Below are 15,910 nucleotides of genomic sequence, written 5' to 3'. Positions count from 1 at the left end.
TTAATTTCCTTAACTGAACGGTATTGAGTTTTAGTTGACTTTACTTTTCGTTATATACTTCGGTTTCTTTGCACCATTCCACTTGGGTTTCAAGATTTGAATCTGTTGCCGAATTTTAGAGTATTGGTATTACTTCTTGCAGTTCTTTACTTAGTTTGTGTAAGTGCGAAGACAGCTTGAACTAATTTTTCAGGCTCCAGTGGCTTTGTAACATGTTGTTGAAAGCCACTTTTTAAGGCTTGCTGACAATCATCAACTCTTGCATAGGCAGTCAAAGCAATTGCTTTTATTTGTCCACCTTGTTGAGGGGGTAAAGTCCGGATTTTTTGAATTAGGGAATAACCATCGACTCTGGGCATCCCAATATCACTGACTAACACATCCGGTTGAAAGGATTCCAAGATTGCTAGGACTTCAGCCGCGCAGGTAACGGTGATGACTTTTGCTCCGTACTGGGTAAACACTACTGTTAATAGCTCCCGAACATCCGCATCGTCATCGACCGCTAAGACTCGAATTCCTGTGAGATCTAGTTCTGGAAGTGAGGACGGCTGTTTGTAGTCGATTTGGGGTTCAACATTCAGCAGGGGTAAGCGGACTGTAAAGGTGGCTCCTAAACCTTCTCCCGGACTATCACCGGCGATGGTACCGCCGTGTGCCTCAACTAATTGACGGACGATGGCCAACCCCAGCCCTAATCCGCCATACTTACGAGCGATGGAGGTATCCTCTTGGCGGAAGGATTCAAAAATGTAGCCAAGGAAGTCTGGGTTGATGCCTTTACCCGTGTCTGTCACTGTAATTTGTGCCTGATTACCGACTTTTTTCAATTCAATGTCTACTCGTGCGCCACTGGGGCTAAATTTGATGGCATTGGACAACAAATTCCAGACAATTTGCTGGAGGCGGGCGGGATCGCCGGATACTTGCCCAATATTGGGTAATAAGGTGTGAAGTGAGATAGATTTAGCCAGCGCTGCCGTTCTTACGGTATCGAGGGCGGCTTCAATGATAAAGGCCAAATTCACAGAGGTTACATTTAAGCTGAGTTTGCCGCGGACAATTTTGGCAACATCAAGCAGGTCATCAATTAATTGAGTCTGCAATCTGGCATTGCGTTCAATGATAGCTAGGGCTTCGTTAGTTTTGGTTTCACTTAGTTTGCGCGTTTGCAATAACCTTGACCAGCCAAGTATGGGACTGAGGGGCGATCGCAATTCGTGGGAGAGAACAGCCAAAAAATCATCTTTGATGCGATTTGCGCGTTCGGCGGTTTCTCGTGCTGCTTGTTCGCGCCGGAGTAGTTGTTCCCGTTCTGCCTCAGCCCGTTTTTTCTCAGTAATGTTGAGAACTGTACCGATGAAGCGAATAGCTACTCCTGCCTGGTTAAAAAAAGCTTTTCCCTTTGCCGCAATCCACCGTTCTATGCCGTCTTCGATACCCACGGTGCGGTACTCAATGTCATACTCGCCGCCGCTTTCAGGATTGAACGATTGTAGTACAACCTGATGGGTGCGATCGCGGTCTTCTGGATGTAAGCCTGCCAGGAAAATATCGTAGTTGACTTCGGCTTGGGGTGACAGCCCAAACATGGCTTTGCATTGCTCGTCCCATTGCAATACTTTTGTAATTGGGTTGAAGTCCCAGATTCCTAACTCGGCTGACTTAAGGGCGAGTCGCAGGCGGTTTTCACTTTCACGCAACGCTGCTTGTGCTTGTTGGAGATCGGTAATATCAGTATTAGTGCCAAACCAGCGCAAAACCTCACCTTGTTCGTCACGCACCGGAACGGCGCGAGAGAGAAACCAACGATACTGTCCATCTTGACCGCGTAAAGGGAAGGTATCCTCCCAGATTTCGCCTGTTTGAACACAGCAATAAAACTTTTGAAACACTCGTTCAAAATGGTCTGGATGTTGTACCTGCTGAGAACCCTTGGATTGCATTTCTTCCAAGGTGAGGCCTGTGTAATCAAACCAGCGCTGATTATACCAGAAGATTTGCCCGTTTTTGTCTGCCATCCAAGCAAACTGGGAAATGTTGTCTGCCAAGGTGCGGAAGCGGTCTTCACTCTCTCTGAGTTCCTGCTGTACCTGGCTAATTTCGCTAATGTCCATCACTGCTACCCCAACTCCGATCGCTTCACCATTAGGCAAACAAACAGGGTAGTGATTGGCAATTGTATGGCGAAATACACCAGGTCTGAGTTCGCCATTGAATTCCAGATTGAGGACGGGTTGTTGAGTTTCCATCACCTGGAGGAGTAGAGGAGCAAATTGAGATGCTATCTGAGGCACAGATTCCCACAAGGTGCGTCCTAAATGCTCATTTAAGGGGAATTCATTGATTTTTGCTAAAGCTTCGTTGGCATACAGAAACCGTAACTGGCGATCGAATAAGGCCAAGGCAATGGGAGATGCTGCCATAAATGCCTGAACGATCGCTTCACTACGTTGACGTTCTAACTCGACTTGTTTGTCTTGCGTAGCTTGCCGATAAGCATCGCTAATATCTCGCCAAGCAATGATACCGCCAGTAATTTCGCCTTTGGAGTTATAAATAGGGCCAGCATTACACAAAATTACAATTTGTTGTCCGTCAGGTTTTCGCACTACCCATTCTTCATTAATGACAACTTCACCTTGCTTAACAGCACGAGTCAGGGGTAAGGCCTCAGCTGTCGGTCTAGTTATGCCATCAGTGTAGAAAATATTCCAGGCTTCTACGTGTTCTTCCACCGGAATGCCCTCAAGCACCTGTGGCGATCGCCCAATCAATTGTTGACCGTAGCGGCTCACTTGGCGAATCCTAACATCAGGAGCATCGGCAATGGTGATTGCTTCAGGAATGTATTCCATCACCGCATCTAGAATTTGTCTGCCTGCTTCTGCTTCCTCGATTTTCTGCTGTAAAGCAACTTCAATTTGCCGAATGTAGTCATTACTTTCTGTAATATCGCGCCAAGATGCAACAAACCCATCATTTAACTTGGCTGCTCGAATATCAAACGCCCGGATCAACTTTTGGTCGTCCAAGGTGTCTTCCCAAACTAGCGAATCTTTGATTAATGGCTCTCCCGTTTCCACTACCCGACAATACTCGGCAAATAGCCCCGCTTTTCGATGATCGGGGAAGATTTCACAAAATTGTTTGCCAATTTGCGTTTGTTTGGGCATCCGGTTATTTTCACAGGCCGCTGCATTCAAATAATCGATGCGAAAGTCTATGATTTCGCCGGATTCATTCCTTAAGGATGAAAAGATGCCAAAGCAGTCGAGCATATTCTCCATTGATGTTTGTAATTGCTCGTGGCTGCAAAGCCATTTTCCTGCTAATTCCGCATTTTTCATCGCACTGTGCATAGTTTGGCGCAGATTATCAGCACTCATGCGGTCTTTTACTAAATAATCTGCCGCTCCACTCTTGAGGGCTTGCACTGCTATTTCTGCATCAGCGCTGCCAATTACTACAATTGGGGGACACTGTTTCCCCATCTGTTTGCTTAGTTGCCCGATCAGATCGATGTTGCTAGATTGGGAAGAATTTAATTCTAAAAGAATGGCATCAATTTGTTGCGATCGCAATAATACCAAAATATGAGTTTTGGATTGCTGTTTGATAATTTTGTATGTAAAACTCTCATCAAGTTGTAAATGATGCTCATAATCGTTATCGTCCTCATCAGAGCCAGCAATTACAACAATAGTTCGCTGAGTTAACATACTCATATACCTAATTGGCAAAATTAGAATCAGTCGCAGAAATTAATAATAAAGGATTTTCAGACAACTGATTGAGTTATCTTTATTAGTATTAATTTTGTTGCTCAAAGACCATTTATAAAATAAATTTTTAGTAAGGTGCGTTAGCCGCTCATCTGATATTTTTCGTGACAAGTAAGCTTAACACAACACCAGTTGCTAAGAAAGCGCGTTCCGCGTTAGCGGTACAAGTCTCTTAACCCGCAAGGGCGCACTGGCTCCCCTACAATAATTTTATTTTTACTTTATAAATAGCCTCTTATATGCGAGTAATTTTGGTTTTTATTCGTTATCGAGGCTTGTTGTAAACTTATGGTAATTTTTCATAGCCTCTAAGGTGTAAAACTATGACTCATGCTTGCTGCGGCCCTGGCTACGCTTCTCCAGAAGCAGCCACCAAAGCCGAAAGAGAAAAGGTGCTTTATGCGATCGCTCTTTATACTGGTACTGGTATCGAAGAACCAGATTATCTTGCCACCGTAGACGTTGACCCCAATTCTCCCACTTATTCCCAAGTGATTCATCGTCTATCTATGCCTTACATTGGCGATGAATTACATCACTTTGGCTGGAATGCTTGTAGCTCTTGTCACGGCGATGCTGGTAAATCCCGCAGATTTACCGTCATACCTGGGCAACGTTCTAGCCGCATCTATATTGTTGATACCGCAGATACCAAAGCGCCAAAACTGCACAAAGTCATTGAACCACAAGAAATTCAACAAAAAACCAATTTAACCGCCCCCCACACAGTACACTGTCTAGCAGATGGTCATGTAATGATTTCCATGCTGGGCGACAGTGAAGGAAATGGACCTGGTGGCTTTTTGTTACTGGATGAAAATTTTGACATTGCTGGACGTTGGGAGAGCCAAGCCGAAGGTATGCGGTTTAACTATGACTTTTGGTATCAGCCGCGTCATAACATCATGGTGAGTAGTGAGTGGGCTGCACCCAAAACTTATTATCCTGGTTTTGACCTCAACGACGTAGCAGCCGATAACTACGGCCATCACGTACATTTTTGGGATTGGTCAACACGGGAAATTATCCAAAGTTTTGATTTAGGACAAGAAGGATTAATTCCCTTAGAAGTGCGCTTTCACCATAACCCCGACAGCACTCATGGGTTTGTGGCCGCAGCACTCAGTAGTAATGTTTGGCATTGGCACAAACCTAACGGTCATTGGCAAATAGAGAAAGTAATTGATATAGCTTCAGTAGAAGTGGAAGGTTGGCCGATACCAGTGCCATCGTTGATTACTGATATCTTGATTTCAATGTGCGATCGCTATGTTTACTTTTCCAATTGGTTGCATGGAGATATCCGTCAGTATGATATCAGCGATCCATCCCATCCTCGACTCACCGGTCAAGTTTGGTGCGGTGGTTTGTTAGGTAACGCTGGTGAAGTTCGAGGTCATAAATTAGCTGGCGGGCCACAAATGTTACAGCTGAGTTTGGATGGCAAACGGCTTTATGTGACAAATTCCCTATTTAGCACTTGGGATAATCAGTTTTATCCTGAGTTATCCAAGACCGGCTCATATTTATTACAGATTGATTGCGATACCGAAAATGGCGGACTAAAAATCAACGAAGATTTCTACGTTGACTTTGGCAAAGAACCAGCAGGCCCCTCTCGTGCCCATGAGATGCGCTATCCTGGCGGTGATTGCACTTCTGATATTTGGATTTAATGTAATACAATTTTGGATTGTCAAATAGTTATACCGATTTTCCATCAAGATGCACTTAATATTTATTAAACGAACCGCCTTCTCTACGAGAGGCTTCCGCCAACGCGTAGCGTCTCGTAGAGAAGAACGCCAAGGACGCCAAGGAAGAAGGAATTATCATTAAGTGCAAGTTCACAGAGAATTGGTATTAGTAGATAAGCTTTTTGGCAATCCATCTCTCATATAATGTTCGGTTGAAGGGCTAACATATCACCTCCGGCTAATCACTTATGATTACCGCATCTGGTAAAAATCTCAAAAGCCTTTTCCCCCCTGCTTCCTGCCCCCTGCCCCCGCCTCCTAAAGTAGAATTCAATCATGATTGACCTCAACGCTGAAGCTTGGGAAAAACGGTATCAAGAAAACCGAGATCCTTGGGATTTGGGCTGTCCGGCTCCACCATTTATCAATCTTCTGGCATCAGTTCAAGCCCCCAAGCCGGGACGAATGGCGGTTTTAGGCTGTGGAAGCGGACAGGATGCGATGTTATTTTCAACAGCAGGGTTTGATGTCATTGGGTTTGATTTTGCTCCCAGTGCCATCGCCCGTGCTTCTACTATTGCCAAAGCACGAGAACTGAACGTTCAATTTTTACAACGCAACATTTTTGAATTGGAAGCAGAGTTTCTACATAGTTTTGATTACGTATTAGAACATACTTGTTTTTGTGCCATCGATCCAACGTTGCGATCGCAATATGTACAGCTTGTAAAAAACTTACTACGTCCCAATGGCCAACTGATTGCCCTGTTTTTTACCCATAGTCGGTTAGATGGCCCCCCGTTTGGTGTCAAGCCACAGGAAATTTTGGATAGCTTTTCACCCTACTTCGATATCATCCTGTTTAAAGCTGCGAAGGATTCCATACCCAGCCGCAAAGGCGAAGAACATTTGGCAATTTTTCAGGTGAGATCGAGCTAGCAGCCACAGCCACCTGAAGCAGCTTCCTCATCCTCTGCTTTAAACATCTGCTTTAAATCGTCCAGCGCTCCACCCGAAAGCACCCCATAGCCATAAAGGGCAAATCTTTGTGTTACATCGTAGACATCGTGGTTTTTCTTGATGTCTCCAAGTATCCGACTACCCCAGCGAGTTCGGACAGAAGGGACAAAACAGCAGGCAGTGATAATACCGATGGCTGTCCACAGTATTGTAATGATATCAACAACTGGGGCGATTTTCATCAATGGTTTATTTAGAAAAACTGATGCTACTCCACCTAAAATTGCGATCGGCAGGAAGAGTCCAAAACTCATTGCGATTCTGCCTGCCCACCCTGCCATCAAAAGTTTCTCTTCCTCCAGCCGTTTTTGTAGAAAATCCATTTTGTATTTGCTTGTTTGCCGTAGGCTCTGTAAATGTGGAGTTTGATGAACCTGTTGCATTACTTGTCGCTCCAAATTGGTTGCTTCAGGGGAAAGCGCTTTTTCGATCGCTAAAGTACGATGGCGCACATTTGGACGCAGATATCCCTGATGCACGAGTTGTGTAATTGCTAACTCTACTGCTCGTAATTTCCCACCTGCCAAATAAGCTATTTGATAAATATCCAGTTGAGGCTTTTGTGGTTGTTTATCGGGTATGCGGATCGAGTAACGCAAAATCAGCCCAAGAATCGCAGATAGAGTAAAAATGGTAATAGAATGATTGGCAATTAAATCACTCACAAATCGCCCAAGGCTAGATTCTTGCCTTACATCCACACAACCAACGGTGACAAAGGTAATTATTGCCGTAGCAGCTAAGGGTTGGGCAAGTCTCAATTGAGGCAAACGTTTAGGAATCACCCAATGTTCGCTTAAGTTAACTCGCTGCATCTTCAGTTCTGCACCAAATCGAATATCGGGGGGCGACCAAATATCTTCTGGTGGAGAGCCAAAAAAATACCGATAGCTAGTAATTGTTTGCACGTAGAGGTGATGGAATTCTGCGCGTTCTGTCCTTCCACCCCGCGCCGGATGATGGTGCAGGTTTTTCTCCAACACCTTTGGGCAAAACTCTTCCCAGTAAGACTGTGTTAGTAGCACATGAGCGTGCCACACCTGATCGACTTGATCGGATGGCACCACGTAATGATTAGCTACCACAGTTAAAAATGCGAACTTTTTATATTCTGCGATCGCTCTTTGTGCATAGGTTAGCGTCCAGCCTTGATTTTTCATCAGATGGCGAGTAAACCCAAATTCATGGGTTGGGTCATCTAATTCAAAATCTTGTAAACGTTGATAGAGGGCGGCTTGAAAAGAATTTAGCATGGGTAGTGACCTTTGTTAAAGGTATGCTCATCATCCCTCGTGTCTAGAGATGAGTAAATATTGGGAAAGTGTAGTCAGGTGTAATATATCTACGAAGTACAATGGATTAACTAAATGTCTCTGATTGAATAATTACGAATTATTTTGTTTTTATCCGATTTGTAATTGGCAACTGTTTTATGAGTTGGAAGAATTTTTTAGAAGCGCTATGCAACTGTAGAGAATATGAACTTACTCCTCTGGAAACAGAAGTATTAATGTGCTTGCAGGAAACCAAATGCCCAACAAAAAAAGATTTATTAGAAATTTACATAACATCATATTCGATAATAGAAGAAGAAGCTTTTACCCAAAGACTCAAGAATATCTATAAAAAATTTCAAATTACAGGTAAGGGATATAAGCTGCCACAACTTCATAAATATTTGACTGAAAAATATATTCAATATCAAAATAAAGATATATTCTTTTCTCAAATTGGTTTGACTTATATTTATCCGATTTTTCCCAGCGATACATTTGGAAAGGAAATTGATAAATTGATTCATGTAGACAATCCAGAGCAGAAGCGGGTAGACATTCTTCAAACCTTTGCTCCCAATTTGGATGACTATTTTGAGCATCTAACTCGGTGTATTCAAAACGATGTTCAAGTCAGAATATTACTTGCTTGGCCTTATTCCGAAGCAGCCAAGCTTAGAGAAAATGTTTTGAGAAGGTATGCTAATACTAGCATTAGTGATGAAATCAATATTTGTGATTATGTAATCGCCAATTTGGAGACGCTAGAAAAAATCATCAGAGTTGCAGGAGGCTCTAAACTTCTCGATGTTAAACTCTATGATACACTTCCTTCTCTGGCAATTTATCGAGCTGGTGATTATATGTTAGCTGCGCCTTTCCTACATGGGTCGCTTGCTATTAATACATTTCAGTTGGAATTAAAACTTAATACTTCTAATGAATTGATAACGCATACTTTACGAGACGATTTTGAATTAATGTGGCAAGTTGCTCGCCGATTTTATCCAGATCCAAATATAAATTGGAGAAATGACCTGAAAATCCTATTTACCAACTAGAATTTATGATTGAAAAAATCAACAGTTTCGAGATTTCATTGATTGATAAATTTAGATCGCATCCACTATTTACCCAGATTGATGCCATCCCTTGGCAGGATTTACTTGAAATTCTCATCCAGCGCCGCTTTCTATCGCTTTCCATTGTCAACATCTACGAATTTGCCATTGATGCTCTTGCTGACGAGCAGATTAAACGAACTGTCAGAGGCATCCTAAATGAGGAATTCCCCCGCAATACAAAAGGCATTCCACTTCCTTCTCATCGAGAATTACTTTTCCAAGATCTGCTCAATCTTGGTGCTACGTCTGAAATGATTTTAGCAATGCCCGAAACGGCTATAACTAAAATGGTTAGAGATGAAAGCTATAAATTAATGGTCGGTTGTCTGAGTGAAAAGTATTTTCAAGTTGGGCTTGTAGCGTTTCTTCGTTTTTGGGCAGAGGTACTTGTTTCAGTTGAATATTCCTGTCTCTGGCAACGAATTTCTGAACGCTTATCAAATGGGCAATCGAATCACAAAATTAGATCGGAATTCTATTATTTTCACATGATTCATGACAGCAGAAATTCTGATATTGGTAAAGAAAACTTTCTAGGGGGACTCACTCATTCTCAAGAATTGGCAATTCATTTAGAAAGACTAATTACCTCTGAAGATGCTTTACTTTACTGTATTAATGTTGAAGATAACGCATATCAGCTTAAATATAAATTTTACGATCAGTTCGTTGGCGATCGCCCCAATTTGTCAGAGTAAGAATTGAGAATATTCAAATTCAGCAACGCCAAATTTATCGAAGGCAGGGGAAGCAGGGGGAGAAATATTATATCTGATTGCAACTTAGTATGAACCGAACCTTCTGCCTCCTGCCTTCTGCCTCCTCTCTAATCCCAGCCTACACGCGATTCCCGGAAGGATACTGATGTCCTAAGATGGTATGGGGTTTGTATGGTTCTTCCAAGTATTTGCGTTCTTCATCTGAAAGTTTCAAATCCACAGCTTCAACTGCTTCTTTGAGATGTTCGATTTTACTAGCGCCAACGATTGGCGCTGTCACACCCGGTTGATGCAATAGCCAAGCTAGGGCTATTTGTGCTGGTTTCACACCCCGTTTTTGTGCTAATTCGACGACGCGATCGACAATTTGAAAATCTGAATCTTGATAGTAGAGTTTGTGAGCAAATTCATCGGTTTTTGCCCGTACAGTTTGACCGTAATCTTCTTTGCTGCGGTTACCAGCCAGGAAGCCTCGCGCTAAGGGACTCCAAGGAATAATTCCAATTCCTTGGTCTAGAGATAGAGGGATAATTTCTCTTTCTTCTTCTCTGTACACTAAGTTGTAGTGGTTTTGTATGGATACAAAGCGATTCCAACGGTGTTGGTCAGCGAGGAAAAGGGCTTTGGCAAACTGCCATGCGTAAACACTCGATATGCCCAAGTAACGGACTTTACCTATTTTTACGAGGTCGTGCAGTGCTTCTAAGGTTTCCTCAATTGGCGTTTCGTAGTCCCAACGGTGAATCTGATACAAATCGACATAATCTGTCTGTAGACGCCGCAATGAGGCATCAATGCTATCAAAAATATGTTTGCGAGATAGTCCGCGATCGTTGGGGCCATCACCGACTTTGCCGTGAACTTTGGTAGCAATCACTACTTGATCTCTTTTGGCAAAGTCTTTTAATGCTCGTCCCAGGATTTCTTCGCTCACACCCAGAGAATAAACATCGGCGGTGTCAAAGAAATTAATCCCCAATTCCAAAGCCAGTTTGATAAAAGGACGACTTTCTTCTTCTTCTAACACCCATTCTCGCAATTTACGATCGCCATAAGTCATCGTACCTAAAGCAATGCGTGATACTTTTAGTCCACTTTTCCCAAGATTTACGTATGTAGTCATACTCTTTGCTCCGTAAGTGATGAATCGGTAGTAATTTCTAGTTCAAATGAATCTTTGACCATTGTTTTCCCTGAGCATTACACAGCTACTAGGGTTACTTTCAGAAAAGCTAAGCTATAAAATACTGTATATCAATCGGTTAACCGTAGTTAATAATTATTAGATTAAGATTAAGAATTTTCGATAAACAATGCTGTCATGGCGATCGCTTTTCTTAAAATCAGGTAGCCATTAACCGTTGACTGATAACCGTCAACACTCAACATACACACTAATTTGTATGAAAAGTTACCGAGTGCAACTTGTCAATCGCAATAACTTCATTGTAGAAGTACCAGAAAACCAATACATATTAGATTCCGTAGAAGCCACAGGTTTACGTCTACCAGTGGGTTGCCGATACGGTGGCTGTATTACTTGTGCAGCGCGTCTAATTGAGGGCAAAGTCGATCAGTCTGGGGCGATCGCCCTCAAGTCTGCACAGGAAGCAATGGGCTATGTTTTACTTTGCATTGCCTATCCTCGCTCAGATTGCAAGTTTGAGGTGGGTGTGGAATGCCAAGACCAACTTTACATCAATCCGTTTAAAGGTCGTCGGTGAGATTAATTGGTTAATACGTGATTTTAATTACATTTAATCTCCGAACTATCACCGCATTCATTCGGATATGGAAAATTAAGTTAATCAGATTTCAAATTTGGGAAGAATAAAGTCTGGTGAGATTACGCAAGCGACTGTAATTCATAAAATGAGGCTTTAATCCCTATGAGTTCTGATTTTCAACCCCCACCTAAAAGCTTGTCCATCCTGGCTTCCGTTGGAGGAGTGGTGACAGCTGTCATCGCGATCGCTGGTTTTAATTTTTGGTCAAAACAAATTTCGCCAACTTCTGTTGAAAAATCTGAAATATCAACATCCCAAACTGCTTCACAACCAAACAAACCCGTACAAAACGCTCCTTTTACTGCTCAAGAAGCTGAAACAATAGCTCAGCTTGACGCTACATCTGTAGTTTTACCAGGCGAACCCATTCCTCCCAATCAATTAACAATAGCCATCACTCCTTATGTTGCTCCTGGTGCAGGATCGTTAACAAAAGAGGAAATTGCAACTGCTCGTCAAGCTTGGTCATACTTCCAGCGCAACTGGAATGACGAAACTGGCTTAGTTAATTCCGTTGATGGCTTTGCCTCCGTAACTATGTGGGATCAGGCAGCAGCGATCGCCGCTTTAGTCAGCGCTAGAGAACTCAATATCGTGCCTGCGGCGGAATTTGATGCCAAAATGACCAAAATGTTGAAAACACTGGCATCTCTGCCCTTATACAAAGAAGAACTACCCAACAAAGTCTACAATCCAAAAACCCTCATACCCGTTAATTATGGCGAACTAGAAAAACGCGAAGAAATTGGTTGGTCTGCCATTGATTTGGGGCGAATGGCAATCTGGTTGAAGATTGTTGGTGCAAAGTATCCCGAAATGCGATCGCTCTCCAAGGACGTTTGGAAACATTGGCAAGTCAAGCGCCTTACCAACAATGGGCAAATGTACGGTACTAGCGTCATCAAAGGTAGAGAACAGTACAACCAAGAAGGTCGCTTGGGCTACGAGAATTATGCTGCCTATGGACTGAACCTTTGGGGCTTGGATGTTAATAAAGCCTTAGATTATCAGTCCCATACTGCCTTCGTAAATCTTTACGGACAAGGAATTCCTTACGACCGACGTGACTATAAAAAATCTGAAGCTAATAACTATGTTTTAAGCGAACCTTATATATTAGATGGTATTGAAACTGGGTTTCAAGCTTTGCCGAAAGCCTACGCCGATAGAATTTTAGCTGCTCAAGAATCTCGCTATCAAGCGACAAAACAATTAACTGCCGTCACCGAAGACAACTTAGATCGTCCTCCTTACTTTGTTTACAGCAGTTTGTTTGTCAACGGAGAAGCTTGGGCTACCATCACAGACACTCGCCAACAGCGTAATGATTTGCGCTTTTTAAGTGCCAAAGCAACAGTAGGCTGGCATGTGCTTTATAACACTGCTTACACACGCCAGTTATTTGATTTCGTCCAAACCAACCTCAAATCAAAAGATGGTTGGTACAACGGTTTTTATGAATCTCTGCGTCAGCCAAATAAAACTCTGACAGCCAATAATAACGGCGTGATTTTAGAAAGTCTCCTGTACAAGAAAGTCGGACAACCGCTTACCGTTTGGGCAGGAGTTAAGAGAAGTAGCAAGTTGCCAAAATAGGGATTGCAAAGTGGTGATAGGAGTTTGGCAGACACTGTTGGCTGGGCCAGACTCCATCGGAATAACAAGCAGAAATTGGTTTACCAGACTGGCGAGAAGACCTGAATTTGGAAGCTGGGGTGTTTGAGACTTTTGCAAGAGACTCCATGAACACAATTCACAACGAAGGAATGAAAATATTTCTTTCCTAGTCACCAGTCCCCAGTCCCTATTTTCAAGGCAGGTCTATTTATGATTACCGCATTTGTGCAAAAATCCCAAAAGCCTTTTCTCCCCTGCCGTCTATTTGTATTAATTATTAAAGTGAAACGGTATCACCCACCTCTCGCCGCAACACATAGCGTTGATGAAGTTTGTTTCCAAATTGCTGGGGTGGTGCTATGCGTATCACTTCAAAACCCTGCTTCTGCCAAAAAGCAAATCCTAGCTGATTTTCTTCCAGAACAGCTAAAAATACATATTGCGCTTGTTGCTGTGTCACCCAACTTTCATAAGCTTGGTAAAATTGAGAGCCTAATCCTTTGGTTCGGTGTTCTGGAGCCAACATCATTAAACCTATCCACCAACTTTTATAATCAGGATAATGCCGAATACTTTCGAGCATTCCTATAAGATTCTCATCTGGAGTAAATAAACCAAAAATAAATTTATCTTCTATAGTTTTACCTTCGGGTAAGGCTAAAAATTCCTCAGCAGCAGCAGAAGGTAGAGGCGGATGTCCATCCGTCATAATAGCGTAGTCAGTACATTGCTCGAAAAGGTGCTGAAGAATTTTTTCATCACTTTGAGCTAGTCTTATTGCTATGTAACCTGCATCTTGTAATATAAATTTATTTGAATTATTCATATAGCTTTAATAGTTTTAAAATCCAACAAATGCTTTGAAAGCTCTCAAAATACTGAGGTTTTTTATTGATTAGTTTTTTCTAGGATTAGCGGAGATGAAATATCAATAAAAACTAGAAAAACGATTTTTTATTCTAGATGATTATAACACCTTACTTTTATAATATCTGGGTATTTTTTGGCTTTCATAACGTTTTGAATCTGGTTGAGAGACTTACTGATTTGATATTCAGTAAAGTGAACTTTAGAATTAGCTATTTCTGCCTCATGCTTTCGATAATATAGTAGACAACTATCTAAGCTAGGGACAGGGTGTTCAACCTCTTTAATTGGGATTTGCTTGGGGTTATCAATCAGGTATGAATAAAACTTCAGATGTATATAGTTTAGAGACGAAGGTTCATTCATAAAGATAACTTCCTTAGGATTTCGATCTACAGCAGCTTGGAGAGACTCTTTAAAATTCAAGCTTTCCATAGCTTTGGCGCTATTAGGTGGGTAGAATATAAAGTAATTGAACTGATAACCAATTATTTCAAATATCAGAAAGATTATTATGCAGGTAATTAGACCTTGCTTTCGATAATAATTTTTAATTGATAGGATAAATTGAATACCATAGCAAGAGATCAATAAGATGTAATAACTTATCAACAAACTTCTCAACGCATGAGGAGAAATTCCCGATGTTAATGCAGCGCCCACAGGTGATAAAACTAAGTTAATTAAAATGAATATATTAAATTTATTGAGAATTAGCTTTTTGCTCATCAAAATATTTATTAAACCTAGCAAAAAGAGAAACCAAGTTATGCTAAAAACAGCCCCTCCATACCCAGTTGCATGTCGTAAATTTGTATCTCCACTTCGGATCAAAAAGTCTGGCGACCAATACTTAATATAATTCTGAATAAATATGAGTATTTTATCAAAAATAGGTATAGATTGATAAATATAAGAAATTTTACTAAATCTCGCTGTTAAACCGCCTGGGTTATTCACTAAAAATAGGATATATGGAATCAAACAAATAAAGAATGTTAATGTAATACCTGTTAGCTTCTTGATGTTATTTCGCTCATAGTAAACAATCCATAATGAAATTAACATCAAGAATGACAAGATCCGAGCAGTAGGATATGTATATACAGAAGTACCCAAAGCTAACCCGCAAAGCAACACCTTAAAGTAATTTAATTTCCCTTCTTGGCGTTCATGAAATATCATCCACACGAAAAGTGCAGTTGCCGAAATGGTGGTCAATTGAGAAATTACTTCAAAAGCAATCCTAGATACTGTAAAGAAGTGTGGTAGAAATCCAAAGGATATAAGAGCATAAAGCAAAATAATTTTGCTTCCTTGAAATATCTTAGAAATCAGAATCAGTGTCAAAATTAAAGACAGAATGTAAAAAGTAAAGCTAGTGAATCTGAGATTGAATTCTGATATTCCAAACAACTTAAATATCAAAGCAACAGCGTATATATAAATAGGAGCCTTGTAATCATTAAAGCTTCTAAAGTATGTGGGAAAGTAGATGCCGTGTTCATCCATTCCCGTTTGACCAATTAGAGCAGCGTTGTAACCGATAGCAGATTCATCAATAAATAAACCAGTTGGTATACTATCTAACTGATAGAGGTGAGCAATTAAAACGGCTATGAATACTAGTGCAACTACAAAATTGTAGCTTCTGTTTCCGTATGCTCTAGAAATGAAAAAATCTCTAGCGTTCTCCCAATTCATATTCAAAATCCTCATATTTACCCCTTATCGAGCGATGTTTTTTACACGCGCACGTCCCAAGCAAAAGATAGGAAATTTTATGCTGAATTCAGATTAGCTCAAAGAGGGTTCTTGAAGTGTTCTCAAGGCGATTTAGTGGTCTGTCAAGTGAGTTTGAGGAGTAAAAAAACGAACCACAAAGGCACAGAGGGCACAGAGTAGGAATTGCTGCGATCGCACTTTAAATTCTAGACTGAATGCCACGATGCTAGTCATCACCACTGAAAAAGATTGCTAGCGTTAACTCAACTGTCTAACAGGGTGTAGGGATGAACAA

Annotated in this window: 11 protein-coding genes; 6 read left to right on the top strand and 5 right to left on the bottom strand. The window is 41.5% G+C overall.

Features of this window, described 5'->3' with window-relative positions; all coding sequences use genetic code 11:
• Positions 1 to 146: 146 nt before the first annotated feature.
• The gene (locus tag H6H03_RS03070; protein ID WP_199338710.1) at positions 147 to 3,728 is read right to left on the bottom strand and encodes a PAS domain S-box protein; all 3,582 of its coding nucleotides are present in this window, start codon (positions 3,726 to 3,728) and stop codon (positions 147 to 149) included.
• Positions 3,729 to 4,108: 380 nt separating this feature from the next.
• Between H6H03_RS03070 and H6H03_RS03065 the strand changes: the two genes are divergently transcribed.
• Positions 4,109 to 5,461, top strand: a complete 1,353-nt coding sequence (locus H6H03_RS03065; RefSeq protein WP_190953668.1) for a selenium-binding family protein — start codon at positions 4,109 to 4,111, stop codon at positions 5,459 to 5,461.
• Positions 5,462 to 5,818: 357 nt separating this feature from the next.
• Entirely contained in the window at positions 5,819 to 6,421 is a 603-nt protein-coding gene (locus tag H6H03_RS03060; RefSeq protein WP_190953667.1) for a methyltransferase domain-containing protein, read from the top strand.
• Here H6H03_RS03060 and H6H03_RS03055 read toward each other — a convergent pair.
• On the bottom strand, positions 6,418 to 7,755 hold the full coding sequence (locus tag H6H03_RS03055) for a TIGR04222 domain-containing membrane protein (RefSeq protein WP_190953666.1): 1,338 nt from the start codon (positions 7,753 to 7,755) through the stop codon (positions 6,418 to 6,420). The two genes, H6H03_RS03060 and H6H03_RS03055, sit on opposite strands and share 4 nt — an antisense overlap.
• A 179-nt stretch (positions 7,756 to 7,934) precedes the next feature.
• Here H6H03_RS03055 and H6H03_RS03050 point away from each other — a divergent pair, with 179 nt between their 5' ends.
• Together H6H03_RS03050 and H6H03_RS03045 are read left to right on the top strand one after the other, a co-directional pair.
• The gene (locus H6H03_RS03050; protein ID WP_190953665.1) at positions 7,935 to 8,837 is read left to right on the top strand and encodes a hypothetical protein; all 903 of its coding nucleotides are present in this window, start codon (positions 7,935 to 7,937) and stop codon (positions 8,835 to 8,837) included.
• Positions 8,838 to 8,842: 5 nt separating this feature from the next.
• Positions 8,843 to 9,598: a hypothetical protein gene (locus H6H03_RS03045; RefSeq protein WP_190953664.1), complete on the top strand. Its 756-nt coding sequence runs from the start codon at positions 8,843 to 8,845 to the stop codon at positions 9,596 to 9,598.
• Positions 9,599 to 9,737: 139 nt separating this feature from the next.
• On the opposite strand, the gene H6H03_RS03040 is transcribed toward H6H03_RS03045, so the two are convergent.
• On the bottom strand, positions 9,738 to 10,742 hold the full coding sequence (locus H6H03_RS03040; RefSeq protein WP_190953663.1) for an aldo/keto reductase: 1,005 nt from the start codon (positions 10,740 to 10,742) through the stop codon (positions 9,738 to 9,740).
• Positions 10,743 to 11,022: 280 nt separating this feature from the next.
• Between H6H03_RS03040 and H6H03_RS03035 the strand changes: the two genes are divergently transcribed.
• A complete protein-coding gene (locus tag H6H03_RS03035; protein ID WP_190953662.1) occupies positions 11,023 to 11,343 on the top strand; it encodes a 2Fe-2S iron-sulfur cluster-binding protein in 321 nt (106 codons plus the stop codon).
• A 165-nt stretch (positions 11,344 to 11,508) separates the two neighbouring features.
• Positions 11,509 to 13,002 (top strand): DUF3131 domain-containing protein, encoded by a 1,494-nt coding sequence (locus H6H03_RS03030; RefSeq protein WP_190953661.1) that lies wholly within the window; start codon positions 11,509 to 11,511, stop codon positions 13,000 to 13,002.
• A gap of 298 nt (positions 13,003 to 13,300) precedes the next feature.
• Here the strand turns inward: H6H03_RS03030 and H6H03_RS03025 are convergent, their stop codons facing one another.
• Positions 13,301 to 13,849 carry a GNAT family N-acetyltransferase gene (locus H6H03_RS03025; RefSeq protein WP_199338708.1) on the bottom strand — a complete coding sequence of 183 codons (549 nt, stop codon included), beginning with the start codon at positions 13,847 to 13,849 and terminating at the stop codon, positions 13,301 to 13,303.
• Positions 13,850 to 13,977: 128 nt separating this feature from the next.
• The gene (locus tag H6H03_RS03020) at positions 13,978 to 15,594 is read right to left on the bottom strand and encodes a glycosyltransferase family 39 protein (RefSeq protein WP_190953660.1); all 1,617 of its coding nucleotides are present in this window, start codon (positions 15,592 to 15,594) and stop codon (positions 13,978 to 13,980) included.
• Positions 15,595 to 15,910: the final 316 nt, after the last annotated feature.

The sequence above is a fragment of the Nostoc paludosum FACHB-159 genome, from assembly GCF_014698835.1.
Classification (GTDB): domain Bacteria; phylum Cyanobacteriota; class Cyanobacteriia; order Cyanobacteriales; family Nostocaceae; genus Nostoc; species Nostoc paludosum.
This window is presented reverse-complemented; position numbering and strand designations above follow the sequence as displayed.

Coding starts and splice junctions, on each gene's coding strand:
- H6H03_RS03070 (WP_199338710.1), bottom strand. CDS start 3,728: ATGAGTATGTTAACTCAGCGAACTATTGTTGTAATTGCTGGCTCTGAT.
- H6H03_RS03065 (WP_190953668.1), top strand. CDS start 4,109: ATGACTCATGCTTGCTGCGGCCCTGGCTACGCTTCTCCAGAAGCAGCC.
- H6H03_RS03060 (WP_190953667.1), top strand. CDS start 5,819: ATGATTGACCTCAACGCTGAAGCTTGGGAAAAACGGTATCAAGAAAAC.
- H6H03_RS03055 (WP_190953666.1), bottom strand. CDS start 7,755: ATGCTAAATTCTTTTCAAGCCGCCCTCTATCAACGTTTACAAGATTTT.
- H6H03_RS03050 (WP_190953665.1), top strand. CDS start 7,935: ATGAGTTGGAAGAATTTTTTAGAAGCGCTATGCAACTGTAGAGAATAT.
- H6H03_RS03045 (WP_190953664.1), top strand. CDS start 8,843: ATGATTGAAAAAATCAACAGTTTCGAGATTTCATTGATTGATAAATTT.
- H6H03_RS03040 (WP_190953663.1), bottom strand. CDS start 10,742: ATGACTACATACGTAAATCTTGGGAAAAGTGGACTAAAAGTATCACGC.
- H6H03_RS03035 (WP_190953662.1), top strand. CDS start 11,023: ATGAAAAGTTACCGAGTGCAACTTGTCAATCGCAATAACTTCATTGTA.
- H6H03_RS03030 (WP_190953661.1), top strand. CDS start 11,509: ATGAGTTCTGATTTTCAACCCCCACCTAAAAGCTTGTCCATCCTGGCT.
- H6H03_RS03025 (WP_199338708.1), bottom strand. CDS start 13,849: ATGAATAATTCAAATAAATTTATATTACAAGATGCAGGTTACATAGCA.
- H6H03_RS03020 (WP_190953660.1), bottom strand. CDS start 15,594: ATGAATTGGGAGAACGCTAGAGATTTTTTCATTTCTAGAGCATACGGA.